This window comes from Pleomorphomonas diazotrophica (genome assembly GCF_002844595.1).
In the GTDB taxonomy this organism is placed as follows: Bacteria; Pseudomonadota; Alphaproteobacteria; order Rhizobiales; family Pleomorphomonadaceae; genus Pleomorphomonas; species Pleomorphomonas diazotrophica.
Map to the genome: position 1 here is coordinate 113265 of NZ_PJNW01000004.1, position 25858 is coordinate 139122.

General features: G+C 67.1%; 27 protein-coding genes and 1 tRNA gene. 14 read left to right on the forward strand and 14 right to left on the reverse strand.

What is annotated here, in order from left to right:
* Positions 1-17: 17 nt before the first annotated feature.
* The gene (gene nirD, locus CXZ10_RS07875) at positions 18-347 is read left to right on the forward strand and encodes a nitrite reductase small subunit NirD (protein WP_101288605.1); all 330 of its coding nucleotides are present in this window, start codon (positions 18-20) and stop codon (positions 345-347) included.
* Between the two features lie 23 nt (positions 348-370).
* A complete protein-coding gene (locus CXZ10_RS07880; RefSeq protein ID WP_101288606.1) occupies positions 371-3025 on the forward strand; it encodes a nitrate reductase in 2655 nt (884 codons plus the stop codon).
* Positions 3026-3045: 20 nt separating this feature from the next.
* Here the strand turns inward: CXZ10_RS07880 and CXZ10_RS07885 are convergent, their stop codons facing one another.
* From CXZ10_RS07885 to CXZ10_RS07910, 6 genes are read right to left on the reverse strand one after another with little or no spacing between them, the layout of a single operon-like run.
* On the reverse strand, positions 3046-4326 hold the full coding sequence (locus tag CXZ10_RS07885; protein WP_101288607.1) for a HAMP domain-containing sensor histidine kinase: 1281 nt from the start codon (positions 4324-4326) through the stop codon (positions 3046-3048).
* A gap of 3 nt (positions 4327-4329) precedes the next feature.
* Complete coding sequence (locus tag CXZ10_RS07890; protein WP_101288608.1) at positions 4330-5004, reverse strand: response regulator transcription factor; 675 nt, start codon at positions 5002-5004, stop codon at positions 4330-4332.
* A gap of 3 nt (positions 5005-5007) precedes the next feature.
* Positions 5008-6216, reverse strand: coding sequence for an ABC transporter permease (locus CXZ10_RS07895; protein WP_101288609.1), 1209 nt, complete (start codon positions 6214-6216; stop codon positions 5008-5010).
* Entirely contained in the window at positions 6217-7416 is a 1200-nt protein-coding gene (locus CXZ10_RS07900; protein WP_180335912.1) for an ABC transporter permease, read from the reverse strand. It abuts the gene before it with no gap.
* A gap of 10 nt (positions 7417-7426) precedes the next feature.
* Positions 7427-8119, reverse strand: a complete 693-nt coding sequence (locus tag CXZ10_RS07905; RefSeq protein ID WP_245412973.1) for an ABC transporter ATP-binding protein — start codon at positions 8117-8119, stop codon at positions 7427-7429.
* Entirely contained in the window at positions 8109-9173 is a 1065-nt protein-coding gene (locus tag CXZ10_RS07910) for an efflux RND transporter periplasmic adaptor subunit (RefSeq protein WP_101288612.1), read from the reverse strand. The genes CXZ10_RS07905 and CXZ10_RS07910 overlap by 11 nt, the downstream gene beginning before the upstream one ends.
* 306 nt (positions 9174-9479) lie before the next feature.
* Here CXZ10_RS07910 and CXZ10_RS07915 point away from each other — a divergent pair, with 306 nt between their 5' ends.
* Both CXZ10_RS07915 and queF read left to right on the forward strand, forming a co-directional pair.
* Positions 9480-11069, forward strand: a complete 1590-nt coding sequence (locus CXZ10_RS07915; RefSeq protein WP_180335913.1) for a sensor domain-containing diguanylate cyclase — start codon at positions 9480-9482, stop codon at positions 11067-11069.
* A gap of 74 nt (positions 11070-11143) precedes the next feature.
* Complete coding sequence (gene queF, locus CXZ10_RS07920; protein WP_101288671.1) at positions 11144-11605, forward strand: preQ(1) synthase; 462 nt, start codon at positions 11144-11146, stop codon at positions 11603-11605.
* Between the two features lie 5 nt (positions 11606-11610).
* On the opposite strand, the gene CXZ10_RS07925 is transcribed toward queF, so the two are convergent.
* Positions 11611-12093: a group III truncated hemoglobin gene (locus CXZ10_RS07925; RefSeq protein ID WP_101288614.1), complete on the reverse strand. Its 483-nt coding sequence runs from the start codon at positions 12091-12093 to the stop codon at positions 11611-11613.
* 92 nt (positions 12094-12185) lie between these two features.
* Entirely contained in the window at positions 12186-12779 is a 594-nt protein-coding gene (locus CXZ10_RS07930) for a TetR/AcrR family transcriptional regulator (protein WP_101288615.1), read from the reverse strand.
* Between the two features lie 99 nt (positions 12780-12878).
* Between CXZ10_RS07930 and CXZ10_RS07935 the strand changes: the two genes are divergently transcribed.
* The 4 genes from CXZ10_RS07935 to CXZ10_RS07950 are packed head-to-tail and all read left to right on the forward strand — an operon-like array spanning position 12879 to position 17332.
* Positions 12879-14327, forward strand: a complete 1449-nt coding sequence (locus CXZ10_RS07935; protein ID WP_101288616.1) for an efflux transporter outer membrane subunit — start codon at positions 12879-12881, stop codon at positions 14325-14327.
* 5 nt (positions 14328-14332) lie between these two features.
* Entirely contained in the window at positions 14333-15475 is a 1143-nt protein-coding gene (locus CXZ10_RS07940) for an HlyD family secretion protein (protein ID WP_101288672.1), read from the forward strand.
* Positions 15476-15479: 4 nt separating this feature from the next.
* Positions 15480-17015, forward strand: coding sequence for a DHA2 family efflux MFS transporter permease subunit (locus tag CXZ10_RS07945; protein ID WP_101288617.1), 1536 nt, complete (start codon positions 15480-15482; stop codon positions 17013-17015).
* Entirely contained in the window at positions 17015-17332 is a 318-nt protein-coding gene (locus CXZ10_RS07950; protein WP_101288618.1) for a hypothetical protein, read from the forward strand. The genes CXZ10_RS07945 and CXZ10_RS07950 overlap by 1 nt, the downstream gene beginning before the upstream one ends.
* Before the next feature lie 73 nt (positions 17333-17405).
* On the opposite strand, the gene CXZ10_RS07955 is transcribed toward CXZ10_RS07950, so the two are convergent.
* Positions 17406-17591 (reverse strand): hypothetical protein, encoded by a 186-nt coding sequence (locus CXZ10_RS07955; protein WP_101288619.1) that lies wholly within the window; start codon positions 17589-17591, stop codon positions 17406-17408.
* 194 nt (positions 17592-17785) lie between these two features.
* On the opposite strand from CXZ10_RS07955, the gene CXZ10_RS07960 reads away from it, so the two are divergent.
* Positions 17786-18586 carry an SDR family NAD(P)-dependent oxidoreductase gene (locus CXZ10_RS07960; protein WP_101288620.1) on the forward strand — a complete coding sequence of 267 codons (801 nt, stop codon included), beginning with the start codon at positions 17786-17788 and terminating at the stop codon, positions 18584-18586.
* Positions 18587-18741: 155 nt separating this feature from the next.
* On the forward strand, positions 18742-19146 hold the full coding sequence (locus tag CXZ10_RS07965; protein WP_101288621.1) for a DUF2177 family protein: 405 nt from the start codon (positions 18742-18744) through the stop codon (positions 19144-19146).
* On the opposite strand, the gene CXZ10_RS07970 is transcribed toward CXZ10_RS07965, so the two are convergent.
* From CXZ10_RS07970 to CXZ10_RS07980, 3 genes are read right to left on the reverse strand one after another with little or no spacing between them, the layout of a single operon-like run.
* On the reverse strand, positions 19109-19900 hold the full coding sequence (locus CXZ10_RS07970) for a DUF1295 domain-containing protein (protein ID WP_101288622.1): 792 nt from the start codon (positions 19898-19900) through the stop codon (positions 19109-19111). The genes CXZ10_RS07965 and CXZ10_RS07970 overlap by 38 nt on opposite strands.
* A 2-nt stretch (positions 19901-19902) precedes the next feature.
* Positions 19903-20553, reverse strand: a complete 651-nt coding sequence (locus tag CXZ10_RS07975; RefSeq protein ID WP_101288623.1) for a ChrR family anti-sigma-E factor — start codon at positions 20551-20553, stop codon at positions 19903-19905.
* A complete protein-coding gene (locus tag CXZ10_RS07980) occupies positions 20550-21125 on the reverse strand; it encodes a sigma-70 family RNA polymerase sigma factor (RefSeq protein ID WP_101288624.1) in 576 nt (191 codons plus the stop codon). The genes CXZ10_RS07975 and CXZ10_RS07980 overlap by 4 nt, the downstream gene beginning before the upstream one ends.
* A gap of 207 nt (positions 21126-21332) precedes the next feature.
* Between CXZ10_RS07980 and CXZ10_RS07985 the strand changes: the two genes are divergently transcribed.
* The 4 genes from CXZ10_RS07985 to CXZ10_RS21510 are packed head-to-tail and all read left to right on the forward strand — an operon-like array spanning position 21333 to position 24900.
* On the forward strand, positions 21333-22676 hold the full coding sequence (locus CXZ10_RS07985; protein ID WP_101288625.1) for an NAD(P)/FAD-dependent oxidoreductase: 1344 nt from the start codon (positions 21333-21335) through the stop codon (positions 22674-22676).
* The gene (locus CXZ10_RS07990) at positions 22673-23449 is read left to right on the forward strand and encodes a DUF1365 domain-containing protein (RefSeq protein ID WP_101288626.1); all 777 of its coding nucleotides are present in this window, start codon (positions 22673-22675) and stop codon (positions 23447-23449) included. The genes CXZ10_RS07985 and CXZ10_RS07990 overlap by 4 nt, the downstream gene beginning before the upstream one ends.
* Positions 23446-24681 (forward strand): SAM-dependent methyltransferase, encoded by a 1236-nt coding sequence (locus tag CXZ10_RS07995; RefSeq protein ID WP_101288627.1) that lies wholly within the window; start codon positions 23446-23448, stop codon positions 24679-24681. Before CXZ10_RS07990 ends, CXZ10_RS07995 begins: the two co-directional genes overlap by 4 nt.
* Before the next feature lie 51 nt (positions 24682-24732).
* Complete coding sequence (locus CXZ10_RS21510; protein ID WP_180335914.1) at positions 24733-24900, forward strand: hypothetical protein; 168 nt, start codon at positions 24733-24735, stop codon at positions 24898-24900.
* Here CXZ10_RS21510 and CXZ10_RS08000 read toward each other — a convergent pair.
* Both CXZ10_RS08000 and CXZ10_RS08005 read right to left on the reverse strand, forming a co-directional pair.
* On the reverse strand, positions 24867-25646 hold the full coding sequence (locus CXZ10_RS08000) for a class I SAM-dependent methyltransferase (protein WP_101288628.1): 780 nt from the start codon (positions 25644-25646) through the stop codon (positions 24867-24869). The two genes, CXZ10_RS21510 and CXZ10_RS08000, sit on opposite strands and share 34 nt — an antisense overlap.
* A gap of 81 nt (positions 25647-25727) precedes the next feature.
* A tRNA-Met gene (locus CXZ10_RS08005) sits at positions 25728-25804 on the reverse strand.
* Between the last annotated feature and the right edge of the window lie 54 nt (positions 25805-25858).

The following is a 25858-nucleotide window of genomic DNA, read 5'->3' on the forward strand; positions in this document are numbered from 1 at the left end:
AAGATCAGGAGCATAAGATGACCTGGGTCACCATCGGCCGTCTTGAGGATATTCCGGTTCGCGGGGCGCGTTGCGTCAATACGCCGGAGGGGCGGATCGCCGTGTTCCGCACCGCCGACAATGAGGTGTTCGCCATGGAGGACAGCTGCCCGCACAAGCGCGGGCCGCTCAGCCAGGGCATCGTCCACGGCAAGAGCGTGACCTGCCCGCTGCACAACTGGGTGATCTCCCTGGAGTCTGGGGCAGCGCAAGGCGCCGACAGCGGTCAGGTTCGCACCATTTCCGTGCGCAATGATAACGGAACGCTTCTGCTCGAGCTGACCGAGCTGCGTGTCGCTGCCGAGTAAACCATCGGAGAGACTGCCCGAGAATGGTTCAGGAAACCCGTACCACCTGTCCCTACTGCGGTGTCGGCTGCGGTGTGCTCGTCCGCGTCGACGACGATGGGCGGACGACCGTCAAGGGCGATCCCGATCATCCCGCCAACTTCGGTCGGCTCTGTTCCAAGGGCTCGGCGCTGGTTGAGACGCTGGGGGATGATGGCCGCATTCATCATCCTGAGATCGGCGGGCGGCAGGCGGGTTGGGACGAGGCGCTGGATATCGTGGCCGGCACCTTCAAGGAGACCATCGCCGAGCATGGGCCGGAGGCCGTCGCCTTCTATCTGTCGGGCCAGCTTCTCACCGAGGATTATTACGTCGCCAACAAGCTGATGAAGGGCTTCATCGGCGCCGCCAACATCGACACCAACTCACGCCTCTGCATGGCCTCGTCGGTGGCGGGCCATCGCCGCGCCTTCGGTTCCGACACGGTGCCGGGCAATTATGAGGACATCGAGCTTGCCGATCTCGTGGTGATCGTCGGCTCCAACATGGCCTGGTGCCACCCGGTGCTCTACCAGCGCCTCGCGGCGGCCAAGGCAGCGCGTCCCGAAATGTCGGTGGTGGTGATCGACCCGCGCCGCACCGCGACGAGCGACATCGCCGACTTGCATCTCTCCATCCGCGCCGACGGCGACGTGGCGCTGTTCAACGGGCTGATGGCGCATCTGCACGCTGCCGGTCATGTCGATCGACCCTTCATCACCGAGCATACCGAGGGCTTCACGGCGGCCCTCGGCGAGGCACGGCGCCTGGGGCCGCATGAGCTTTCCGCCGTCACCGGCCTGACGCAGGCGGAGATCGCCGCCTTCTACGAGCGCTTTGCCGCGACCGAGAAGGTGGTGACGCTGTTCAGCCAGGGCGTCAACCAGTCGTCGTCGGGCAGCGACAAGGTCAACGCCATCATCAACTGCCACCTCATCACCGGCCGCATCGGCCGGCCGGGAATGGGGCCGCTGTCGCTGACCGGCCAGCCCAACGCCATGGGCGGGCGCGAGGTGGGCGGGCTCGCCAACATGCTGGCCGCCCATATGAATCTGGACGATGCCGCCGATCGCGACCGCGTCGGCCGCTTCTGGGCCGCACCTGATATCGCCGAGCGGCCGGGCCTCAAGGCGGTGGATCTGTTCGACGCCGTGGCCGACGGCCGCGTCAAGGCGCTGTGGATCATGGCGACCAACCCGGTGGTATCGATGCCCGAGGCCGACCGGGTGCGGGCGGCCATCGCCGCCTGTCCCTTCGTCGTCGTCTCGGACATCCAGCGCGATACCGACACGGCGCGGCTCGCCCATGTGCTCCTGCCCTCGCTCGGCTGGAGCGAGAAATCCGGCACCGTCACCAACTCCGAGCGGCGCATCTCCCGCCAGCGCGCCTTCCGCATGGGGCCGGGCGAGGCACGGGCCGACTGGTGGCAGTTCGCCGAGGTCGGTCGCCGCATGGGCTTTGGCGATGCCTTCGCCTATGCCGGGCCGCACCAGATCTTCGCCGAGCATGCCGGCCTCTCGGGCTTCGAGAACGCCGGCCGCCGCGACTTCGACATTTCCGCCCATGCCGGCATCGACGCCGCCGGTTACGAGCGGCTCCAGCCCTTCCAGTGGCCGCAGCCGGCCGGCACACCGCCGGAGACCAGCCGTTTCTTCGCCGATGGCCGCTTCTACCACACCGACGGCAGGGCGCGCTTCGTGGCCGCGAAGGGCGAGACCGAACGCCGCACCAACTGGGGCTTCCCCTTCGTGCTGAACACCGGCCGCGTCCGCGACCACTGGCACACCATGACGCGCACCGGCAAATCGCCGCGCCTGTCGGCCCATCTCGCCGAACCCTTCGCCGAGATCCATCCGGCCGACGCCCGAGCCTGTGGCATTGACGACGCCGACCTCGTGGAGGTGGAGAATGAGTTGGGCGCCCGCGTCATCGTGCGGGCGCTGCTCACCGACCGGCAGGCGCGCTGCAACCTGTTCGTCCCCATGCACTGGACGGGCGAGACCTCGGCGCTCGCCCGGGTCAACGCGTTGTTCCCCGGCCGGGTCGATGCGGTCTCTGGCCAGCCGGCGTTGAAGCATACGGCGGTCCGCCTGCGTCGGCATGACAGCGAGACGCACGGCTTTCTTGTGTCCGAGAAAAAGCCCGAGGGCGTTGGCACCGACTATTGGGCGCTGGCCCGCACCGATCACGGCTGGCGGCTGGAGCTCGCCGGCTCTCCACCGGCCGAAGGCTGGGAAGGCTGGCTGCGCCGGGTGGCCGGCCTGCCGGCGGAGGCGGACGTCATCGGCTATCATGAGCGAGCGGGGACTCGCATGGCCGCCTTCACGGGTACGCGCCTTCACGCCGCGCTCTATGTCGGCAAGGGGCCGGTCGCCGTATCGCGCGCCTGGGCGGCCGATCAGCTCGGCCAGAGCTTCACCGATCCGCACCGCCGGGCGGACGTGGTGGCCGGGCGGCCGGGCAAGGGCGGCACTGATAAGGGCGCCATCGTCTGCGCCTGCGCCGCCGTGGGCATCAACGACATCCGCGCCGCCATCGCCTCGGGCTGCCAGAGCGTCGACGCCGTGGGCGAGGCGACGGCCGCCGGCACCAACTGCGGCTCCTGCCGCCCGGAGATCCGCCGCATCCTCGAGGGCATGATGCTTCAGGCGGCCGAGTGACCGGTTCCACATGCGACAGGTCACCGCGAGGAAGGCGTGCGGCCGATGCAGCCCGGACCAGTCTCCGTCGAAAAGGTTGTCCTGATCTCCGTCCCCCCAGCCGGTCCATCGACGATCTCGATCCTGGCGTCGTGAGCATTGGCAATTCTTCGGCAGAGATCGAGCCCGAGACCGTAGCCTTTTCCGTGCTCGCGCGCGGCGCTCAGCCGGACGAACGGATCGAAGACGCGCAGCCGGTCCGTCTCGGGAATGCCGACGCCGTGATCGATGATCCGCAGGAGGCATGTGGCTTCGTCGCCTTCGAGGACGACCTCTATGGGATCGTCGTCTTCGGTGGAGAACTTGATCGCGTTGTCGATCAGGTTCATCGACAGGATTCGCAGGAGATCGGCGTCGCCACGGATCCGTGTGTTGGCGGCTCGAACGTCCAGCGCCAGCGGCCGGCGACGCTCCTCCTGAACGATGCTTCGCACCAGCGCCGCCAGATCGAGCGAGGTCATGCGAATGGCCCCTCGCGCCACCCGTTCGCGCTCGAGCAGCGTCGCCACCAGCGATTCCATGATCCCGACATCCTTGCGGATCTGATCCTGTTTCTCGCCCTCCGGAATAAACTCGAGGGCGACCTTGATGCGCGTCAGCGGCGAGCGCAGTTCGTGGCTCACGTCCCCGAGGAGCCGTTCCCGGGCCGCGAGCATGTCGCGAACCCGCCGGGCCATGTCATCGAAGGCCCTGGCCACCTCGGCAAGTTCGCCGTCACCGCGGGGCATCGGTGCCACGGTGTCGAACCTTTCTGCTGCCACGGCCTCGACGCTCCGCCGCAGCCAGCGGAGCGGCGCGAGCAGGCGTGCCTGATAGACGTGATGGGCTGCGAGGACTGTGATTACCAGGACGATCAGGATCGCCAGTGCGGCCAGATGAAACCTCGCGGCGTCGGCGACCGGCCAGCGCAGCTCGACGGAGGCTCCACCCGCCGCCGGGGCCGTCGCGGACAGCATCATCGGCTGCGGCAACGTCGGCGAGGGGGAGTCGGCGTGCAAACTCATGCCGTTCCGATGGTAAGTCACCGCCACCCGGTGGGTGCGCGCCAAGCGATCGACGTCCGCCTGGCCGGCGTCGGCCGGCAGGTCGCGCACCAGGACGGTGGCATAGTCGGCGAGAACGGCCTTTACCGGACCGTCGATCACGCCGCCGAAGAGGGTCAGCCCGTAGGTTATCGCCACGAGCACGGCAATGGCCGCAGCCGTCGCGATACTGGCGACGCGCAGGCGCCGAAAGAGACCGAAGGAACGGACGCCGGTCATGCCTCACCCGATGAACTGATAGCCGAGACCCCGGATCGTCTTGATGAGACGCGGGCTGCGCGGATCGTCGCCCAGCTTCTCGCGCAGGCGGCTGATGGCCATGTCCGCCGCGCGGTCGGTGACGTTGAGGTCGTCGGTGCAGGCGGCGCGAAGGAGCTGTGTCCGGCTCAGAACCGCCCCGCGTGAGCCGACGAGCGCGGCGAGGATGGTGAACTCGGTGCTGCTGAGATCGAGCAAGGTTCCGTCGAGAGAGGCGATGCGGCGCGGCATGTCCACGGAAAGCGGGCCGACGACAAGGGTCTTTCGGGTTGGATGCAGGCGACGCAGCAAGGCGTCGACGCGGGCGACGAGTTCGCGCGGCTCGAAGGGCTTGGGGACGTAGTCGTCGGCGCCCATTTCCAGGCCCATTACGCGGTCGGCGGTTTCGCCGCGCGCGGTCAGCAGGATGATCGGCAAGTCGCTGGCGGCGCGAATGTCGCGGCAGGCGTTCATGCCGTTGCCGTCGGGCAGCATGACGTCGAGGATGGCGAGGTCCGCTCCATCGCGCCTCAGCCGTCGCAACCCGGTCTCAAGCCGCGTTTCATAGATCAGACGGATGCCGAAACGCTGGACATACTCTTCCAGCAGACGGCAGAGATCGGCGTCGTCGTCGATCAGCAGGACGGTGGGCTTGGTCATCGGTCAACTCCGCAAGGCGACGATCGGATCCAACCTCGAGGCTTTCCAGGCGGGCAGCCATCCGGCCGCCAACCCGAGGCCCGTGGCGATCAGCGCGGGATAGACCAGCACGCGCCAATCGATCGCCAGCCTCCAGGCCATGATCGCGTCGGCGGCCCATATGCCGGAGATCCCTAGCACGACTCCGGAAGTTGCGGCCATCGCGCCAATCAGACCGGATTCCAGTACGAACTCGGCGAGAATGGCCGAACGAGGCGCGCCGATCGCCCGCTTGAGGCCGATCTCCCGCCAACGTTGGCGGACCGCGAGCGACATCACCGCCAGCGTTCCGCCACAGCCGAGGCACAGCGCCAGCCAGGCGATCGGCCGCATCGACCGTTGCACCAGGTCGTCGCTCGCGGCGGCGGTGCGCAGGGCCCTGTCCTGCGAGACGACGCGGAAGGCCGGTTCGCCCGCCTGGCGGTCGGCCAGAAAGGCTTCGACGGCGCGGATGGCCGTGTCGGTTTTCCCCGCATCGGCGACCTGGAGGTAGAAGCGGTCGAGCCAATCGACGTTGAGCAGGCGCCGCTGAAGGGTCGAGACCGGCACGATGACCTGCATGTCCTCATTGTCGCCGTCGGCCCCGACGCCCTTGCGGGCGAGGACGCCGACGATCGTCAGGTCCATCCGGCCGATTCGCAGGTGCCGCCCCACGGGATCCTCACCGCCGAACAGCTCACGAGCAACCTCGCCACCGATGATGCAGACGGTGGCACGTATCGCAACGTCGTCCGCCGATACGAAGCGGCCGCTCGACAGACGATGATTGCGAAGACGGCGGAAGGCAGGCTCGGTGCCGACAACCGGCACGGCGAGGCGCCGTCCGCCCGCGTAAACGAGCGCGCTCTGGTCCTTGATCGCCGCAACATCGACAACCCCCGGCAGCGCGGCGAGGCCGTCGCGGTCGGCGATCCGCAAGATATGCGCGACCTCGGGCTTTCCGCGCGGACGGGTCGTTTCGAGGCGGATCGCATTGACGGCGATCAGGTTGCGACCCAGCCGGTCGATCCGGCGTTCGATGTCGCGCTGTGCGCCCTCCGTCAACGCCAGGAGGAGCACGACCGCGGCAACGCCGATCGCCATGGCGGCGGCGGCGACGATCCGGCTCGGAAGGGACCGCCACAGCGCGGCGACCGCCTGCCGCGCCGCTACGGATGCGAGCGTTGTCCGCACTTACGTCTCCCTCAGAGCCTCCACGGGATCGAGCCGCGCCGCCTTGAGCGCCGGAAGGCAGCCGGACGCCAAGGCCACCGCCGCCGTCGCGCCGAGCCCCATGAGAACGGCCGCCGGCGAGAAGGCCATGGGAGTGCCGAACTTCACCGCAAAGGCGAAGATCATCAGTTGGGCCAGTCCGATTCCGAGCAAGCCGCCAATCGTGGTCACCAGCATCGCCTCGGTGAGGAACTGGATGCCGACGTCCGTCGGACGCGCGCCCACGGCACGGCGGAGTCCTATCTCCCGGAAGCGTTCGCGGACGGACGCCGACGTGATCGAGGAGACGATGGTCGCCGCGACGAGCAGGCACATGCCGGCAACGACCGGCACCAGGATCCGGATGATGCCGAGGGTGCTGTCGATGGTGGCGCGGACGGCTTTTGGCGTCAGCACGGCGAAGTCGTCCTGTTCGCCGGGGGCGATGGCATGACGACGCCGCAGGATCGTCGCGACTTGACCACCCAGGCTGTCGGGATCGACGCCGGGCGTCGCCGTGAACTTCAGCATGGTGAGGTAATCGACGTTCCTGACGCGGCGCATCAGGGTCGTGACGGGAATCTGGATCTCGTCATCGCGATCGGCTCCGTGACCGTCGACGCCGATTGGCCGGAGGACGCCTTTGATCTCGAAGGGCACACCGTCGATCTGGACGGACTTGCCGACCGGGTCCTCGTCGCCGAACAGCCGGCGCGCCGCGGTGGTGCCGATCAAGGCGACCCGCGCGGTTGCCTCGATATCGGCCGGCGCGAGCGACTGGCCGGCCGTCACCGGACGCGCCCAGGCTTTGGCGGCGTTGGCGCTGTTGCCGAAGAGGCGAATTTCCGCGCTTCGGCCCTGGTAGCGAACGACGGCCTCGCCTCCATCGAACACGGTGTCGGCAAGGTTGAGCCCGGCCACCTCTCTGGTTATCGCGTCGGCGTCCGACAGTTTGAGGTTGCCGGCGCCGGTGCCGTCGCGTGCCCTGACGATCAGTCCATCCGAACCCAGCATGAGCTGGACCGTCGCCAGGAACCGCCCCTCGAGCTGGTCGGCGATCACCGACAGTCCCACCAGCCCGGCGGTGCCGACAGCGACGCCGAGCGCCACAAACAGGGAGCGAAGACGGTGCCGCAAGATTTCGGCCAGACCGATCGAGAGAGTGCCGGAAAGGGTCAACATGGAATGCTCCTCAGAAAAGGACGCCGCCCTGAAGCCTGAGCGTGCGCCGCGCGCGCCGCGCGACCTCTGAATCATGGGTGATCAGCACGATGGTGGTGCCCGCCTCGTTCAAGGTGTCGAAGAGGGACAGGATCTCGCCGGTCGTCGCCGGATCGAGATTGCCGGTCGGTTCGTCGGCGAGCAGAAGGGTCGGATCGGTGACCAGGGCGCGAGCAATGGCGACCCGTTGCTGCTGTCCCCCGGAAAGCTGCTCGGGGGTATGGCTGATGCGGTCCGCCAGCCCGACCTTGGCGAGGGCCTCGGCGGCGCGCCGGCGGGGCGAGTCCCAGGGGCCATAGAGGAGGGGCAGGCAGACATTGTCGAGCGCCGTCGTGCGCGGCAAGAGATGGAACTGCTGGAAAACGAAGCCGATGCACCGGTTGCGAAGTCGTGCCCGTTCGGGCTCGGCGATCGAGGCGATTTCGTCGCCGTGAAAGCGGAAGGAGCCGCCGTCGGGACGATCGAGCAGGCCGAGGATGTTCATCAGGGTGGATTTGCCGGTGCCTGATCCGCCGACGATCGCGACATAATCGCCTTCGCCGATCGTCAGGTCGATACCGCGCAGGATGTCGAGCCTCTGTCCGTCGCGCGTCCGGTACGCCTTGGTTATGTTGGCAAGCTGGAACATGGTGTCTCCGATGGTGTCCTGGGTACTAGAAATCATTGATTTCCATGATCTCTCCGCCTGCGAGGCCGGCCCGGATCTCAACCATGGTTTCGTCGCGCAGCCCGGTGACGACGGCTTTGTCGACCCAGCCGTCGCCGGCTCGGATGCGAACGGCTTCACCGTCGGCGTTTCGCCGGAGTGCCGCGCGGGGGATGAGGATTGCTCCGGTGGCCGCGCCAACGGTCAGTCGAACATGGGCTGTCATTTCCGGACGGACGACGACGCCCGGAACGGGAGCGAAATCCAGCTTGACGACATAGTTGACGACGCCATTTTCGATGCGCGGCTTGGGCTCGATCGCCACCACGCTGGCGGAGAGGGCCTGGTCTGGAAAGCTGTCGACCGTGAACGTTGCTTTCTGGCCGAGCCGGATCGATCCGATGTCGGTCTCGTCGACGAAGGCGCGCACTTCCAGCCTGGATATGTCGATAATGGTGACGAGGCTCGGCATTTCGAGGCGCATCGACAGCGTCTCGCCCTGCGTCATCGCGACATCGGCGACGTATCCCGCTATGGGTGCCGTTACCGTCGTGCGACCGAGATCGATCTCGGCGAGGGCCAGACGGGCGGCCGCTCCTCGCAGTCTGGCCTCCGCCGCCGCGAGATTCGTCCGGGCCGTGTCAACCGCCTGAACCGAACCGACGGCGGTCGACAGCAGATACCGTTTCCGGCCGAGATCGAGGCGGGAATAATCCCTTTCGGCCTCCGCCAACTTGAGCGCGGCGTCCGCCTCTTCGCGTCGGGCGGCAAACGTGGCGGGATCGATCCTGGCAAGGACGGTGCCCTTGTCGACATAGGTCCCGACCGTAACGGGTACTGCCACCAGACGCCCGACGACTTCGGCGCCGACCTGGATTTCGGCGCCGGTTTTGGGACGCACGATGCCGGTTGCCGTCACGACGCGCTGGAGATCACCGATCGTTGCCACGGCGGTGCGCGACGGGGGCGGGTCAGTAGCCGTCACCGTCTCGCCATGGCCGAGACCGGCAAGGACGGCTCCGCCGACGATGACGACGATCAAAACGATGGCGATCCCGATCCTGCCGCGCATTGCTTTTCCGCTTGCTGTCCATGCGTGGCAGAAAAGTAGGGGGCGATTGTCACGGGCCGGTCAGCGGCATGCAACGGATTGTCACGGGAACGGCGGCGCGGTCGGGCTCAGTTGATTTCGCTTGCGACCGGGGCCGCTAGAGTTCGGGAGTATTGTTTTGCGGTTTTTCCTTACCATAATACTATAAAAAGCCTGCGCTTTGTACTTATCGCTGACAGTGCGAGAAGGACAAAGCCATGGAAAATATTAGAAGTTTATATATACATTGCGAACTATGCTGTTCGGGTACCAATGCGTTGGAATCCCATGTTCGGGCTGCTCAAGATCCGCATCGTTATCCTGGCCGCGGTTTTCCTCGGCCTGGTGCCGTTTGTGGCAAGCGAGATCATGCGCACGCGTGCCGACATGGCGCGGCAGCTCGACGCGATGAACCAGAGCATGATGCAGGCGCTGTTGCGCAGCCAGCGAGGCTTCGTCGAGACGCGCATCGAGATCGAGCGGCTTTCGGAAACCATCGCCCTCTACGACAGCCTCCGGCACATGTCGGCCGCCGACTGCAATGACAGCATGTCGCGCACCCTGGAGATCCAGGAAAAGGTCGAGCGCATTTCGCTGATCTCTCCCGGCGGAACCATCTATTGCTCGACCGACCCCAAGGCCATCGGCGTCTATGTCGGAGACAGGGCCTATTTCACCGGCGCGATTGCTTCCAAGGGAGTCGTCTGGAGCGACTTCATCATCAGCCGCATCACCGGCCGGCTGCTGTTGCAGTCGGCCAAGGCGGTTCGCACCGGCGACCGCGTCGACTTCGTGCTGGCGATCGCCCTCAACACGGGCTATCTGCGCCAGGCCTCCCTCGACCAGTTCAACCTGCCGCTCACCTACGGCATGCTTCTCGACGCCCATGGCAAGGTGCTGGACGGCGGCCCGATGCCGGGTGTGAAGGACCCCCTGTCCGAGACGACGGCCAAGCGGCTGGCGGAGATCGGAACCGGGCTCGTTCTACCGGACACCTACGGGGCTGGCGGCAACGTCTTCGCGGTGACCACCCTGCCGGGAACGACCGATCGGATCGGCTTCGGCGTCGCCACCGATCAGGTGCGGTCCGTCGCGACCAGGGCGATGATCGAGCGGTTGGCGCTGGTCGGTCTCGTTGCGCTCAGCATCGCGGCGGCCGTGCTCGGCCTGCTGGAATGGCTTGTGCTGCGCGGCCTCAGGCAGGTGGTTCACGTGGCCGAGCGTGTCTCGGCCGGCGACTGGACCTCGCGGATCACCCAGACCTCCGTACTGCCCGATCTGGCGCTGGTCGGTCGCTCCGTGAACATGATGCTCGACAGCCTGCAGGCGTCCGTCAACACCGACCCGCTGACCGGCCTTGCCAACCGGCGGGCCCTCGACACGTTCCTGCTCGCCAGCCTCAACAGGCTGAAGCGCCATGGCGTCGGCTTCACCGTCGTCATGATCGACATCGACGCCTTCAAACCGTTCAACGACCATTATGGGCACGGCATGGGCGACGACGTGCTTCAGCTGGTCGGCGCGACCATTCAGCGCTTTGCCCGCCGCACCGACGAGATCGCCGCCCGCTACGGCGGCGAGGAGTTCACCCTCATCCTGACCGAGACCGATCCGGAGAAGCTGAGGCTGCATCTCGAAGCGCTGCGGCAGGCCGTGGCGGCGATCGCCATTCCGCATCTCCACTCGCCGCATGCCGTCTGTACCGTCAGCATCGGCTATGCGGCCGCCAAGGACGACGACACACCGCTGGCGGCGATCTCGCGCGCCGACGGCTGCATGTATCTGGCCAAGAGGAAAGGCCGCAACCGGGTCGAAGGCTTGCCCGATGATCACCGGGACCTTGAGCTGCTCGCCGGTTTCATGACCGACGTGGCGTGAAGTGGGGTTTTGAAGTCCGGCCCTATTTCGATTACTTCTCGGCGCCGGCTCTTCTCGATCTCGGGATTTTCAACATGACAAGCGATGCAACGGGCGCCCACCAACTCGGCAAGGCCACCGCAACGCCCGCCTCGCCCGACGAGGCGGTGCTCGACCGGGTGCCCAATCCACATCCCGACATCGACTATCTCGCCCGCTTCACCGCGCCGGAGTTCACCTCGCTCTGCCCGGTCACCGGCCAGCCCGACTTCGCCCATCTGGTCATCGACTATGTGCCAGATCAGTGGCTGGTCGAATCCAAGTCGCTGAAGCTCTTCCTGACGTCCTTCCGCAACCACGGCTCCTTTCATGAGGATTGCACCATCATGATCGCCCGCCGGCTGGTCAAGCGCCTGGAACCACGCTGGCTCCGGATCGGCGGCTACTGGTATCCGCGCGGCGGCATCCCCATCGACGTCTTCTGGCAGACCGGCGCGCCTCCGAAGGATCTCTGGCTGCCCGATCAGGGCGTGGCCACGTATCGCGGACGCGGTTGAGAAAACTACTGCGGCGGGGTCCAGACGGCCGGCTTGCGCGGGCCGTCCGGCTCGGCGCGGATCATGTCCATGCGGGTGCTGTCGAGGCCGCGGTTCTGGGCGCGGGCGAGGCGGAAGTTGTGGCCGATGCGCTCGGCGGTGGCGATGACGCCGTTGGCGTCGTTCTCATTGAACACCTGCCGCGCCGTCTCGGCGAACAGCGTCAGCCAGCGCTCGAAATGTCGATCCTCGATGTCGGAGATCAGAAGATGCGGCCGCATCGGCCGGCCCTCGTAGCGGCCCGAGCGCAGCAGCACCGACGACCAGAAGGCGCACATTTTCTCGAGGTGGGCGGGCCACGCGTGCTTCTCGATCTCGCGTCCGAAGATGGCGGCAAGGTCCGGGTCGGCCATCACCTTGCCGTAGAAGCCGTGGACCAGCGCGTGGATGCTGTCCTCGTCGATCGATCCCATGGGAATGCCGCGCCGCGGCGCATCCGTTTCGGTCATAGTGTCTCCGGCTGCCTGGGTAGGCAACAAGGCCTTGAACTTGCCGCTGATGTAGTCACTTGGCGGCGAGGAGGCAAATCGACGCCGGTAAGTCACACCCTTCCATAGAGCTTCATGAAGGCGGCGACGGCGGTTTCGACGGCTTCGGTCTTGTCCCTGACCTCGTCGAGGCCGTAGAGGAGCGGCTCGGCGATGCCGGCTTCCAGGAGGCTCTTGAAGTAGAGGGCGCCGAGCTTGGGCGAGGGGAGGTCGATCTCCCCCTTTGCGGCGCGCGCCGCGAAGAAATCGGTCAGGGCGTCGAGGCCGCGCTGGGGCCCGAGCTGGTAGACCTCGCGGCCGAGGGTGGTGTTCTGGCTCTCGCTGAGGACGGTGCGCTGGATCGCCAGGATTTCCGGCTGGGTGACAAGGTCCAGGTAGAGCCGGCCGAAGAGGATGAGGGCCGCCGCGAGATCTCCGTCCGAGGCGAGCGAGGCCAGCATTTCCTCGCCGCTCTCCTCCAGGGCGGACGTCACGACGGTGGCGAACAGTTGCTCCTTGGAGTGGAAGTAGCCGTAGAGCGTGGCCTTGGAGCCGCCGAGCCGGGCCGAGATCATCGCCATGCTGGCGCCCCGGTAGCCCACCTCCTCGAACACGGCCGTCGCCGCGGCGATGATGGCGTTTCGCTTCTCATCGGTCTTCGCGCGCATCAAGGTCTCCTAATTGTGATCGGCAGGGTAGGTTTCCGACTTGACCGCCGCAAGTAGCTTTTATAACTAAACTGTACTGTACGGTTATAAAGGTGCCGCATGCGTTCGAGGTTCGGGAAAACAGGCTATTCCGCCAGCTTTCTTCTTTTCATATCAGCGCTTTATGGTGGCTGCGCCTCGCTGCCCGAGAACGCGGCCCTGTCGTCGGTCAAGCCGATGAGTGCCTATGCGTCGGACAGGAGCCTTGCGCCTGCCAAGGACGCGGCATGGCCGGTCGACGAGTGGTGGACGGCCTATGGCGATCCGCAGCTTGTCACCCTGATCGGCGAAGGGCTCACCGGCGCTTCCGACATGCGGCTCGCCGAAGCGCGGGTGGCGCTCGCCCAAGCCGGCGTCGGCGCTTCCCGGGCCTCGCTGCTGCCCACCCTCGGCGCCTCCGCCAAGGCGGACAGCGAGCGCCAGTCCTACAACTACCTGATCGGCAAGGACTTCGTGCCCAAGGGCTGGAAGGACGCCGGCACGGGGACGCTGTCGCTCGACTGGGAAATCGACTTCTGGGGCAAGAACCGGGCAGCGCTGGCCGCCGCCAAGGGCAAGGCGGCCGCCGCCGAGGCCGAAGCCGCCGCCACCCGCCTGGCGCTATCCACCGGCATCGCCGAAGCCTACGGTCACCTCGCCGCGCTGCATGCCGACCGCGACAGCGTGGTCAGCGCCATCAGCGTTCGCAAGCAGACGCTGTCGCTGATGAGCGATCGCTACGGCAAGGGCCTTGAGAACGAGGGCGCGCTGGAGCGTTCCCGTGCGGCGGAGGCTTCCGCCGAGGCCGAGCTTGCCCAGGTCGACGAAGAGATCGGCCTTGCCAGGAACCAGCTCGCCGCCCTCGTCGGCGCCGGGCCGGATCGCGGCCTTGCCATCGCCCGCCCACGAGTGAAGGGCGGCCGCTTCACCGGCGTTCCCCAATCCCTGCCGGCGGACCTTCTCGGGAGGCGGCCGGACATCGTGGCGGCCCGCGCCACCGCCGAGGCGAGCCTGAAAGACATCGATGCGGCCAAGGCCGCCTATTATCCCAACGTCAACCTGGCGGCGGTGATCGGCAAGCAGGCACTCGGCCTCAACATGCTGACCGATACCGGCTCGACCTTCGGGTCGGTCGGTCCGGCCATCTCGCTGCCGATCTTCGACGGCGGCCGCCTCAGGGCCGGCGAACGCAGCGCCGTGTCGCAATACGAAATCGCCGTCGCCGACTACGACAGCACGTTGACGGAAGCCCTGCGCCAGGTTGCGGATACCGTGGTGAGCAAGCGCCAGCTCGCCAGCCAGCTTGCAAATACCCGGCGTTCGGCTGCCGCCGCCGAGAAGGCGTGGCGCGTCGTCAGCGATCGCTACAACGGCGGCCTTGCCACCTATCTCGAAGTGCTGACGGCCGAAGACGCGCTGATCAGCGCCCGTCGCGCCACGGCCGCCTTGCAGGCCCGCGCCTTCACCCTGGACATCGCAATGGTCCGCGCCCTCGGCGGCGGGTTCCGCAGCACGGAGAAGCAGTCGTGAACGACATGAGCAAGATCGACGCCGACGTCGAAGAGACCACTCGCGCCAAGGCCGCCGTCAACCCCAGGAAGCGCGGCCCGCTGTTCCTCGGCCTCATGCTGGCCGTGGCGGCCTCAGGCGGCGCCTACTACGCCTACGACACGCTCTATGCGTCGAGGCACGCCATCACCGACAACGCCTATGTCGGCGCCGACGTGGCGCAGATCACGCCGCTGGTGGCGGCGCCGGTCACCGCCGTGCTGGTCAGCGACACCGAGATGGTGAAGAAGGGCGACGTGCTGGTGCGCCTCGACGATACCGACGCCAGGCTGGCGCTGTCGCTGGCCGAGGCCAACTACCAGAGCGCCATCCGCCGGGTGACCGCCCTCATCGCCAACGACAAGGGCTTCGTCGCCCAGCTCGCCGGCCGGGAAGCCGATCGGGCCCAGGCGGCGGCGCAGCTCTCCTCCGCTGAGGCCAATTTCGAAAAGGCCAGGATCGATCTCGACCGCCGCAAGACGCTGGCCGACAAGGGCTCGGTGTCGGGCGACGAGGTGACCGCCGTTGAGACGGCGCTGAGGACCGCCGAGGCGAGCCTTGCCTCGGCTCAGGCCGGCGCCGCCGGTGCCGCCGCCGCGCGCGACGCCGTCGCCGCCGCCAAGGAAGCCAATGCGGCGATGATCGTCGGCGCCGGCATCGACGACAATCCGGAAGTGCTCGCCGCCAAGTCGGCGCGCGATCAGGCTCAGGTCAATCTCGACCGCACGGTGATGTGGGCGCCGGTCGATGGCGTCATCTCCCGTCGCCAGGTGCAGGTTGGCCAGCGCGTCCAGCCGGGCATGACGCTGATGGTGGTGGTGCCGCTGCAAGACGCCTATGTCGACGCCAACTACAAGGAAGTGCAGCTCGCCCACGTCAAGGCCGGCCAGAAGGTGACTCTCGTCTCCGACCTCTACGGCAGCGACGTGCCGTTCACCGGCACGGTCGTCGGCTTCTCCGGCGGCACCGGCGCCGCCTTCTCGGTGGTGCCGGCCCAGAACGCCACCGGCAACTGGATCAAGGTGGTGCAGCGCCTGCCGGTGCGCATCGCGCTGGATCCGGCCGAACTCGCGGCCCATCCGCTGCAGGTCGGCCTCTCCATGACTGCCGACATTTCGGTCGCCGAGTAAGGCCATGACCGCACCCGCCCTCGACCATGCCGCGCCATTGACGGGCGCCCGCCTGCTGGTGGCCGCGCTCGCCATCGGCGTCGGCAACTTCCTGGTGGTGCTGGACACCACGATCGCCAACGTGTCGGTGCCGACGATTGCCGGCTCGCTGGGTGTTTCCTCCTCGCAAGGGTCGTGGGTCATCACCTCCTATGCGGTGGCCGAAGCGATCACCGTGCCGCTCACCGGCTGGCTCAGCCGGCGGTTCGGGTCCTTGCGCGTCTTTCTGGTCTGTTACTTCGCCTTTGCCGCCATCTCGGTGCTCTGCGGCCTGTCGCAATCGATCGGCATGCTGATCGGCAGCCGCGTGCTGCTTGGCCTGTTCGGCGGCCCGATCATGCCGCTGTCGCAGATGCTCCTGATGCGCATCTTCCCGCCCAAGCAGGCGACCGTCGCCTCGGTGATCTGGGCGATGACGACGCTGATCGGCCCGATCGCCGGCCCGATCCTCGGCGGCATCATCTGCGACGGCATCGGCTGGCAATGGATCTTCTTCGTCAAGGTGCCGATCGCCCTTGTCGGCGGCGCCATCGTCCTGTTTGCCACGCTGGGCCAGCCCGACCCGACCGGCCCCGCCCGCATCGACAAGATCGGTCTCGCCCTGTTGGTTCTGTGGATCGCCGCCTTGCAGATCATGCTCGACGAGGGGCGCAACCACGATTGGTTCGCCTCCGAGGAGATCCAGATCCTCGCCGTCGTCGCGGTGATCGGCTTCCTGGCCTTCGTGATCTACGAGCTGACCGAGGCGGAGCCGATCGTCGATCTCCGCATCTTCCGCCATCGCGGCTTCACGGCGGCGGCGGTCACCTTCGCCGGCGGCTTCGGGGCCTTCTTCGCCTCCATCGTCATCCTGCCGCTCTGGCTGCAGCAGAACATGGGCTATACGGCCACCTGGGCGGGCTATGCCACCGGCATCATGGGCGTGCTGGCGCTGATCTCGGCGCCGATCGTCGGCAAGGCGACGGAGAAGATCGATCCGCGCGCCATCCTGTCGGTCGGCATCCTCGGCCTCGGTGCGATGACGGCCTGGCGCATGGGTTTCAACTCCGACGTTACCTTCGCGCAGATGGCCTTGCCGACGCTGTTCACCGGCCCGTTCATGGTGATGTTCTTCGTGCCGGTGACCGGCCTCGCCATCGCCAGCGTCAGCCCGGAGGAACAGGCCAACGCCGCCGGCCTCTCCAACTTCATGCGCACGCTGGCCGGCGCCTTCGCCACCTCGCTGGTGCAGACCGGCTGGGCGAACTCGGCGCGCGTCAACCAGACCGAACTGGTCAGCGCCATGCAGAACGGCGATCGAGTGATCGCCGGCATGATGGAGGGGGGCACTTCGCACGAGGTGGCGGTTGCCAGCCTCAGCCGCGTCGTCGAGCAACAAAGCGTGCTGCTTGCCACGCTCGACATGTTCTCGGTCATCACCGTGGTCTTCGTCCTGGCTGCTATGCTGCCTTGGCTGGCGCCCAAGCCGAAGGGCCCGATCGATACCAGTGGAGCGCATTGATGGGACGGCCTGTCGACGAACGAAAATACCGCTACAAGCTGCGGCTCACCGCCGAGCAGACGGACGCGGCGCGCCCGAGCATTCTGATCAACCGGCTGAAGCTGATGGAGGCGGATTCGCTGAGCTCGCCGGAGATCGGCGCGCTGGCCGACTATTCGCGGGCACATGCCAAGAAGATGAGCGAGAAAGATCGCTATATCCTAGCCTTTTCGCTGATGACGGCGCGGCAGCTTCTCGGCCGGGCGGGCGAGATGTCGTCGAGGTTCGATGAACTCAAGACCTGTCTCGACGGCATCGAGCAGGACGTGATGGCCTGAGCGCCGACCATGCGCAAACGGCCCGGATGAACTCCGAGCCGTTAACAGGGCGGCAAACCAAAGGGTTTGCCCGTCATTTCTTCTGGTTGATCTGGGGACGCTCGTCGAGCGGCTTCGGCGTCGGGTCGATCGGCTTGCCGGCGGCGGCCCGCTGGCCGGCCTCGTTGTCCTGGCGCTTCAGCTCGCGGTCGACGATGTCGCGTGCGCCTTCCGCCGGATCCTGCTCGCGATGCTCGGTGTTCTTGGCGTTGTCGTTCATGACGGCCTCCTTGATGGTCCCCGGGGTGTTCGGGGCTCGGCCGGCCGCGCCGACCTCACGAGACAACCGGTCACTCCGCCCTTTGTTCCTGACGGTAAGGTGAGGCGGCGCCCTTCGGGAACTTCGCCGGTCGCCATGGGTTTTATCGTCGAGCGGCCGGCTGCGCCGGTCTCGCGCAAACCGAGGAGGACACCATGGGCCAGACATATCCCGACCGCGGCATCGCCGTCATTACCGGCGCTTCGACCGGCATCGGTCTTGAACTCACCCGCTGCGCCGCCGCCGACGGTTATGATCTCGTCATCGCCGCCGACGAGCCGGCAATCCACGAGGCCGCCGACCTGCTCGGCGAGCATGGCGTCAACATCCGCGCCGTCGAGGCCGATCTCTCTACGCCCGAGGGCATCGCCCGGCTGATCGACGTCATCGACGCCGACGGGCGCCCGGTGGAACTGTTGATGGCCAACGCCGGACGCGGCCTTGGCCACGCCTTTCTCGACCAGTCCTTCGACGACATCCGCCGGGTGGTCGACACCAACATCATGGGCACGCTGGACCTCGTCCATCGGGTCGGTCGGCAGATGCGCGAGCAGCGCTACGGCCGCATCCTGTTCACCGGATCGATCGCCGGCTACATCCCCGGCGCCTTCCAGGCGGTCTACAACGCCACCAAGGCCTTCGTGGACAGCTTCGCCTACGCGTTGCGCGAAGAGTTGTCCGACACCGGCGTCCGCGTGACGGTGTTGATGCCGGGGCCGACCGAGACGGAGTTCTTCGAGCGGGCCGACCTCATGGATACCAAGATGGCTCAGGCCGAGAAGGACGACGCCGGCTACGTGGCGCGCGCCGGCTACCGAGCCATGATGAACGGCGAGGCCGACATCGTCACCGGCTGGAGCAACAAGCTGCAGACGGCGATGGCGAGCTTCATGTCGCCGGAATCGCTGGCTCGCGGCCATCGCAAGCTGGCCGAGCCGGGCAGCGGCCTGAGCTGATCTCGAGGCCGCTCGTTGAAGCACTGCCGGGCCGAGCCAGCGGCCCGGCGGCTGTGGGCCGGCCGGCTGGGGCGCACCCGGCATGGCCGGTCCTTTCGTGTTTGATGATCTGAACGGCGCCTCCTGACGTATCAAAGACAACACTGGAGGTCGTCATGCACGCCATCGCCATCTACGCAGCCGGATTGATCAGCTTTCTCGCCCTCGACGCCATCTGGCTCGGCACCATGGTGCCGCGTCTCTACAAGCCGGCCATGGGCGACCTCGTCGCCGATCCCTTCCAGCCGCTGCCGGCGGCGATCTTTTATCTGATCTACGCGGCGGGGCTCGCCTATTTCGCCATCCAGCCGGCGCTTGCCGTTGGCAAGTGGCAGACGGCGCTGATATCGGGCGCGGCATTGGGCTTCATTGCCTACGCCACCTACGATCTCACCAATCAGGCGACCATCCGCGGCTGGCCCATGGTGATCACCGTCGTCGATCTTGCCTGGGGCACGATCGCCAGTGGTCTTGCCGCGACGATCAGCTATCTCGTTCTGTCTCGATGGTTTTCGGCTTGATCGGAAAGAAGGGCGAGACGCGGCGCTGATAGGCGCGGAACGTCTCGCCCCGGCTTTCCAGCATGTGGCGCTCCAGCGGCGGAATGCCGGAGACATGGACCAGCAGCCAGTAGATCGAGACCGGCGCCACCAGCACGAGGGCGGTGCGTCCGTCAAAGGCGATGCCGATCACGGCGATGCCCACCCAGACCAGCCACTCGAAGAAGTAGTTCGGGTGGCGCGACCAGCCCCACAAGCCGCGATCGCAGACCGCCCCGGCCTTGTCGCGCCGGAAGGCGGCGAGCTGGCGGTCGGCCTGCCATTCGCCGAACAGAGCGATCAGGACGATGGCGACGCCGAGGCCATCCTGCCAATCGAGCGGGCCAGGACGCGCGGCCGCCGCCGCTGCCGACAGCGCCAGCAGCCAGCCGGCGATGGCCTGCATTTGCAGGAAGACGAAGAGCTTGCGCGGCGCCGCCTCTCCCCAGTCGCGGCGTAGGGCCGCATAGCGCGGATCGTCGGCGCCGCTTTTCAGCGTGCGCGTGACGAGGTGACGGCCGAGGCGAACCGCCCAGATGGCAACCAGCGCCGATATGACAAGCGGACGCTCGAAGGGGCCGGAAAGGGTGAGGATCAGCGTCAGCGTGGCGGCGCCGGTCGAAATCGCCCAGATGCCGTCGATGAAGCCGGAGCGGCGCGTCTGCTCAGCGATGACCGCCGCCGCGCCCATCGCCACCACCAGGATCGCCAGCGAGAGAAGGGCGCCAAGCAGCATGGCTAGAGGCCGATCAGCGGGCTGACGAGGCGGCCGATCAGGCCGTGCGGCCTGAGGCGGCCCTCGATGGAGGCGAGGCAGATGCAGGTTTCCTCGCCGGTGACGACCGGGGTGTGGTGGGTATCGTCGTCCTCCTCGGCGAGGTCGCCGGCGGCGCAACGCCCATGCTCGTCCTCGAAGGCGCCTTGCAGCACCAGCGTCAGTTCCTCGCCGGAGTGTCCGTGGGTGGGCATGCGCTTGCCGGCGGCGATCTTCAGGAGAATGAGGTTGGTGGCGGGGTCCTCCGGCACGTCGAGGCGGGCGAAGGCCATGCCCGGCCCCATCCAGCGCCAGCCGGAGGTCGCCCGGTCGGCGATCGGGGCGGGCAGGTAGATGCCGAGGTCGCGGACCGGGCGCCCGGCCGGCGCCGGTGCGGCGGCGGGACGCTTCTCGCCCAGGCGGGCCAGCGTCCGCTCGAACAGGCGGGCGTCGAGGTCGGAGGGCGGCAGGTCTTCAAGCAGCAGGCCACCGAGCGCCAGCATGTCGCGCTGGGTGGCGGTGCAGTCGTCGCAGAGCGCGAGATGGCTTTCCACCACCAGCGCGGCGGCCGGCGACAGCGTTCCGGCCACATAGCGGGCCATCAGTTCGGGGCTGGGGTGGCGGCTCAAGGTCATGACGGCTCGTCGAGCAGGTGGCGCAGGCGGTTCATGGCGAGGCGGACGCGCGACTTGACGGTGCCGAGCGGGATGCCGAGCGCTTTCGCGATTTCACTCTGCGGCGATTGGGAGAAAAAGGAGAGGGCGATCACCTCCGCCTGTTCGGCCGGCAGGCGGTCGAGGGCGCGGCGCACCCGCGTCTCCTCCTCGCGGCTGATGATCTCGCCCTCGGCCGAGGGGCTTGGGTCTATGTCGACCACCGGTTCGGCATTGGCGAAGCTGCGGGCCAGCCGGCGGCGGCGATCGATGCCGAGGTTGCGGCAGATGGTGAAGATCCAGGTGGAGACGGCGCCCGCCTCGGCGTCGAACTGACCGGCCTTGCGCCAGACGGCGAGCATGGTGTCCTGGATCAGGTCGTCGCAGTCGCTGGCGCCGAAGCCCTGCCGGGCGAGGAAGGTCTTGAGGCGCGGCGCGTAGAAGGCGAACAGCCGTGCAAAGGCCTGCCGGTCGCCGGCCTCGGCAATGGCCGCGATGAGGCGCGCCGCCTCGGCCCGGTCGAACGGACGTTCCGCTTCGCTCGCCGGTCTCATGGAACTGACCGACCGCGTTGCAGTTTCAACCAGAAGAAATGAGTTCGCCCGTTCACGTCTCATGCCTCTTCTACGCAAGACCCGCAGCACCGGATCACCGGTGGTCGGGATAAGCTGCGACCAGTTTCGCAGGGCCGCTGTGATCCTTTGCTTGGGTCCGCTCGTAGAATGGATCGTACAGCAGTTTCAGCGGTAAGCGGAGTTCCCATGCGCGACGCGACGAAGGATACCGACAGGCGGCTGGAGATCGCGGTGATCGGGTCGGGCATTTCCGGCCTGTCGGCGGCCTGGCTTCTGTCCGACCGGCACGATGTGACGCTCTACGAGATCGACCGGCGGCTCGGCGGCCACAGCAACACCGTGCTGGCCCCGACCAGCGGCGCCTCCATTCCGGTCGACACCGGCTTCATCGTCTATAACGAGGTCACCTATCCCAACCTCACGGCCCTCTTCCTCCACCTCGGGGTGGAAACCCAGGCGACCGAGATGTCCTTCGCCGTGTCGATCGACAGCGGCCGCCTCGAGTATGCCGGCTCCGACCTCGCCGGCCTCCTCGCCCAGCGATCCAATCTCCTGCGCCCGCGCTTCTACGCCATGATGGCCGACCTCCTGCGCTTCTATCGGCGGGCGCCGGGCGATCTCGGCAAGCTGGAGGGCGTCACACTCGCCGACTATCTCGATGCCAACGGCTACGGCCGCGCCTTCCGCGAGGACCACCTCTATCCGATGGCGGCGGCCATCTGGTCGACGCCGGCCGCCGATGTCGGCGCCTATCCAGCCGAGGCCTTCATCCGCTTCTGCGACAACCACGGCCTCCTGAAGCTCAGCGATCGGCCGGAGTGGCGGACGGTGAAGGGCGGCAGCCGGAGCTATGTCTCCCGCCTTGCCGAGCCGCTCAGCGGGCGGGTGATGATCGGCCGCAACGTCAGGATCGTCGAGCGGTCGGCGGCCGGCGTCGTGATAGAGGACGGGACGGTGAAGCGCCGCTTCGACAAGGTGCTGGTCGCCTGCCATGCCGATCAGGCCCTCGAGGTCGTCAAGGCGCCGACGGAGGCCGAGAGTCGCATCCTCGGCGCTTTCCGCTACAGCCGAAACTACGCCGTGCTGCATGGCGACGAGCGGCTGATGCCGCGCCGGCGGGCGGCCTGGTCGGCCTGGAACTATCTTGCCGAGAGCGACCGCTCGTCAGGCCCGTCGGTCACCTACTGGATGAACCGGCTGCAGCACATCGACCCGTCGGTGCCGCTGTTCGTGACGCTCAATCCGCTTGTCGAGCCGCGCCTCGACCGCGTCTACAGCCACTTCACCTACGAGCACCCTTTGTTCGACCAGGGCGCCATCGAGGCGCAGCGGCAACTCTGGTCGTTGCAGGGCGTCGGCAACGTCTGGTTCGCCGGCGCCTATTTCGGGGCGGGCTTTCACGAGGACGGATTGCAGGCCGGCCTCGCCGCCGCCGAGGCGATGGGCAAGGTGCGCCGCCCCTGGCAGGTGAAGGGTGAATCCGGCCGCATCCACATCGGTCCGGACATCTGGGGCGAGGCGGCCGAATGACCCCCGCCCTCTACGTCGGCGAGGTTCTGCACCGTCGCCTCAGGCCGACGCCTCACAGCCTGAAATACGGCGTCTACATGCTTCACGCCGATCTCGACCGGCTGGACGAGCTTCGGCGGGCGAGCCGGCTGCTGTCGGTGAACCGCTGGAATCTGCTGTCGTTCCACGAAGCCGATCATGGTCCGGCCGGCGAGGGGCGGCTGGCAACGCGCATCCGGCGGCTAGCCGACGAGCGCCGCCTAGCCTGGGACGGAACCGAGCTCACGCTGATCGCCATGCCGCGCCTTCTCGGCTTCGTGTTCAATCCGCTCACCCTCTATTTCTGCCGCAATGCCGACGGCCGGCTCGCCGCCGTCATCTACGAGGTGCGCAACACTTTCGGCGGCATGCATCATTATGCCGAGACGGTCGCTCCGGACGCGGCCGGTACCATCCATCAGGCGGCGGAGAAGCAGTTCTACGTCTCGCCCTTCCTGCCGATGGAGATGCGCTACCGCTTCCACGTCAAGCCGCCGGGCGAGCGCTTCACCATCGCCATCGAGGATCACGACCGGGACGGCCTGATGCTGACGGCGTCCATGTCGCTGACGCGCCAAGCGCTCGGCGACCGGGCGCTCGCCGGCCTCTTCCTCCGCTTTCCGCTGATGACGCTGAAGGTGGTGGCAGGCATCCACTGGGAGGCGCTGAAGCTGTGGCGGAAGCGCATTCCCTTCCATTCCCGCCCCGGTGGCGGCCCCAAGGGGTTCAATCCAACGGAAAGGTCATCCGGATGACGTCGCTGTCGATCTCAACGCTCATCCCTTCGATCGTCGGCCTGGCATTGCCGACCCGGCTGCGCGTTTCCCTGGTGGAGCGCATGCTCGGTCATATCGATCGCGGGCGCCTGTCCGTGGTACTGCCGGACGGAACGCAGCTTGCGGCGGCCGGCCGCGAGCCCGGCGCGGTGGCCGAACTCAGGATCCTGCGCTGGCGGGCGGTGATCCGCCTGCTGACCGGTGGCGACGTCGGCTTTGCCGAAGCCTATGTCGACGGCGACTGGGACACGCCGGACCTCGTCGCATTCCTCACTCTTTGCGCCGACAATCTCGACAGGCTGAATACGGCCGCTAAACCCTCATGGCCGGTACGGCTGGCGCGTCGCCTCCTCATGCTGATGCGCCGCAACTCCAAGGCCGGCAGCCGGCGCAACATCATGGCCCACTACGACCTCGGCAACGCCTTCTTCGCCGAGTGGCTCGACCGGGAGATGATCTATTCTTCGGCGCTCTACGAGGAGGGCGACGATCTCGAAGCCGCCCAGCGGCGCAAGTTCCAGCGCATCGCCGCCATGCTGCATCTCGACGGTAGTCAGTCGGTGCTGGAAATCGGCTGCGGCTGGGGCGGGCTTGCCGCCTATCTCGCCGATGCCGGCGCGCGTTCGGTGCGCGGAATCACGCTGTCGCCGGCCCAGATCGAGGTGGCCGAGGAAAAGGTGCAGCGGCGCGGGCTCGACGGTCAGGTGTCGCTGGAACTGCGAGACTACCGCGACATCGAAGGGCAATACGACCGCGTGGTGTCGATCGAGATGTTCGAGGCGGTGGGCGAGGCCTACTGGCGCGGCTATTTCGACAAGCTCCGGCAGGCGCTGAAGCCTGGGGGAAGGGCGGTGCTGCAGGTGATCACCATCGCCGACGACCGCTTCGAGCACTACCGCAGCCATCCCGACATGATCCAGACGCTGGTCTTCCCCGGCGGCATGCTGCCGAGCCAGACGATCTTCGCCGATGTGGCGAAAGAGGCAGGCCTTGCGCTCACCGACCGCCTCGACTTCGGCCTCTCCTATGCCAAGACGCTGGCCGACTGGCGCCAGCGCTTCGAGGCCGCCTGGCCGCGCATCGCCAACCTTGGCTACTCCCCCGCCTTCAAGCGCCTCTGGTCCTACTACCTCGCCTACTGCGAGGCCGGGTTCCGGACGGGGCGCATCGACGTGAGCCTTTATGCGCTGGAGCCGGTGGGGAGCTCCTAAACTTGTTGTGCCGATGGCTGTATAGTGGTCGCCCACGCAGAGGGGGAACCAGTGCCGATCCATCGCGACGACGAACAGTCAATCCTCAAGCCGGTGAAGCGCAAGGACCTTTTGGAGGTTCTCGCCGAGCTTCAGCCGCTCGCCGCGGAAGATCAGTTCCCGGAGATCGATGACATGCCGCTGCCTCAGTCTATCTTCCCCGAGGACACCAACAGGTAGAGCGAGCCGCGATAGGTCGGCTGGTGGCGGAGGGGGGCGTATTTGGCGTCCCAGATGCCGGACTTGAGGTCGGAGGCGAGGTGGGCGACGGCGGCGTCCGCCTCGTCGGGCGTGATGAAGCTCCAGGCCGAGCAGGAGAGGCGGGCGGCTGGTTCCAGCAGCCTTTCCGGCCGGCCGTAATAGGCTTCGTTGAAGCCGTCGCGGCAGTCGAAGGGGATGGGAACGGCGATGCGCTCGACCGGCGTGCCCAAGCCATCGGCGACCCTGTCGAACGACGGATAGCGGCGCGCCTCGGTGGTGAGCACCTTCGGAGCGTAGTCGGAGAGCCAGAAGGCTTCCACTTCATTGGGGTCACAGGTGAGAATGACCACCGGCCCGCGCGTGACGCGGCGTACTTCCCGGAGGCCGGCTTCGAGGTCGGCCCACTGGTGGATGGTGAAGCTCGCCATGGCCGCGTCGAAAGCGTCATCGGCAAAGGGCAGGTGCTCGGCGGTGGCGTCGATGGCCGGTGCTAGGTGGGCCGGCCGCTGCGCCCGCATCGAGGCCGATGGCTCGACGGGGGTGACCTCACGATCGAGAGGCTCGTAGGATCCGGCGCCCGCGCCGACATTGAGCACGGTCCTAGCCGGGCCGAGCGCCTCGGCGATCATGGCGGCGATGCGCGGGTCGGGCTGGCGATAGGCGCTGTAGGAGTGTCCGATCCGGCCGTAATCGGCGTCGCCGGCGCTGCCGTCCTGATGGCGCATCGCTTTCTCCCTGTCCTGTCGGAAGACATCATACGACAAGCGGAGGGCGCCGGTCAGGAAAAATGCAATTAGGGAGAGAAGTGGTAGCAGCGGGCGGAATCGAACCGCCGACCTACGGGTTATGAGTCCGTCGCTCTAACCAACTGAGCTACACTGCCACGACCCACCGGCTGGCCGGCGGAAAGTGCGCCGATATAAGGGCGGGGGAGGGG

What these genes read in the sequence shown, in the direction of transcription:
- nirD (WP_101288605.1), top strand. Translation starts at nt 18, where the DNA reads ATGACCTGGGTCACCATCGGCCGTCTTGAGGATATTCCGGTTCGCGGG.
- CXZ10_RS07880 (WP_101288606.1), top strand. Translation starts at nt 371, where the DNA reads ATGGTTCAGGAAACCCGTACCACCTGTCCCTACTGCGGTGTCGGCTGC.
- CXZ10_RS07885 (WP_101288607.1), bottom strand. Translation starts at nt 4,326, where the DNA reads ATGACCGGCGTCCGTTCCTTCGGTCTCTTTCGGCGCCTGCGCGTCGCC.
- CXZ10_RS07890 (WP_101288608.1), bottom strand. Translation starts at nt 5,004, where the DNA reads ATGACCAAGCCCACCGTCCTGCTGATCGACGACGACGCCGATCTCTGC.
- CXZ10_RS07900 (WP_180335912.1), bottom strand. Translation starts at nt 7,416, where the DNA reads ATGTTGACCCTTTCCGGCACTCTCTCGATCGGTCTGGCCGAAATCTTG.
- CXZ10_RS07905 (WP_245412973.1), bottom strand. Translation starts at nt 8,119, where the DNA reads ATGATTTCTAGTACCCAGGACACCATCGGAGACACCATGTTCCAGCTT.
- CXZ10_RS07910 (WP_101288612.1), bottom strand. Translation starts at nt 9,173, where the DNA reads ATGCGCGGCAGGATCGGGATCGCCATCGTTTTGATCGTCGTCATCGTC.
- CXZ10_RS07915 (WP_180335913.1), top strand. Translation starts at nt 9,480, where the DNA reads ATGTTCGGGCTGCTCAAGATCCGCATCGTTATCCTGGCCGCGGTTTTC.
- queF (WP_101288671.1), top strand. Translation starts at nt 11,144, where the DNA reads ATGACAAGCGATGCAACGGGCGCCCACCAACTCGGCAAGGCCACCGCA.
- CXZ10_RS07925 (WP_101288614.1), bottom strand. Translation starts at nt 12,093, where the DNA reads ATGACCGAAACGGATGCGCCGCGGCGCGGCATTCCCATGGGATCGATC.
- CXZ10_RS07930 (WP_101288615.1), bottom strand. Translation starts at nt 12,779, where the DNA reads ATGCGCGCGAAGACCGATGAGAAGCGAAACGCCATCATCGCCGCGGCG.
- CXZ10_RS07935 (WP_101288616.1), top strand. Translation starts at nt 12,879, where the DNA reads ATGCGTTCGAGGTTCGGGAAAACAGGCTATTCCGCCAGCTTTCTTCTT.
- CXZ10_RS07940 (WP_101288672.1), top strand. Translation starts at nt 14,333, where the DNA reads ATGAGCAAGATCGACGCCGACGTCGAAGAGACCACTCGCGCCAAGGCC.
- CXZ10_RS07945 (WP_101288617.1), top strand. Translation starts at nt 15,480, where the DNA reads ATGACCGCACCCGCCCTCGACCATGCCGCGCCATTGACGGGCGCCCGC.
- CXZ10_RS07950 (WP_101288618.1), top strand. Translation starts at nt 17,015, where the DNA reads ATGGGACGGCCTGTCGACGAACGAAAATACCGCTACAAGCTGCGGCTC.
- CXZ10_RS07955 (WP_101288619.1), bottom strand. Translation starts at nt 17,591, where the DNA reads ATGAACGACAACGCCAAGAACACCGAGCATCGCGAGCAGGATCCGGCG.
- CXZ10_RS07960 (WP_101288620.1), top strand. Translation starts at nt 17,786, where the DNA reads ATGGGCCAGACATATCCCGACCGCGGCATCGCCGTCATTACCGGCGCT.
- CXZ10_RS07965 (WP_101288621.1), top strand. Translation starts at nt 18,742, where the DNA reads ATGCACGCCATCGCCATCTACGCAGCCGGATTGATCAGCTTTCTCGCC.
- CXZ10_RS07970 (WP_101288622.1), bottom strand. Translation starts at nt 19,900, where the DNA reads ATGCTGCTTGGCGCCCTTCTCTCGCTGGCGATCCTGGTGGTGGCGATG.
- CXZ10_RS07975 (WP_101288623.1), bottom strand. Translation starts at nt 20,553, where the DNA reads ATGACCTTGAGCCGCCACCCCAGCCCCGAACTGATGGCCCGCTATGTG.
- CXZ10_RS07980 (WP_101288624.1), bottom strand. Translation starts at nt 21,125, where the DNA reads ATGAGACCGGCGAGCGAAGCGGAACGTCCGTTCGACCGGGCCGAGGCG.
- CXZ10_RS07985 (WP_101288625.1), top strand. Translation starts at nt 21,333, where the DNA reads ATGCGCGACGCGACGAAGGATACCGACAGGCGGCTGGAGATCGCGGTG.
- CXZ10_RS07990 (WP_101288626.1), top strand. Translation starts at nt 22,673, where the DNA reads ATGACCCCCGCCCTCTACGTCGGCGAGGTTCTGCACCGTCGCCTCAGG.
- CXZ10_RS07995 (WP_101288627.1), top strand. Translation starts at nt 23,446, where the DNA reads ATGACGTCGCTGTCGATCTCAACGCTCATCCCTTCGATCGTCGGCCTG.
- CXZ10_RS08000 (WP_101288628.1), bottom strand. Translation starts at nt 25,646, where the DNA reads ATGCGCCATCAGGACGGCAGCGCCGGCGACGCCGATTACGGCCGGATC.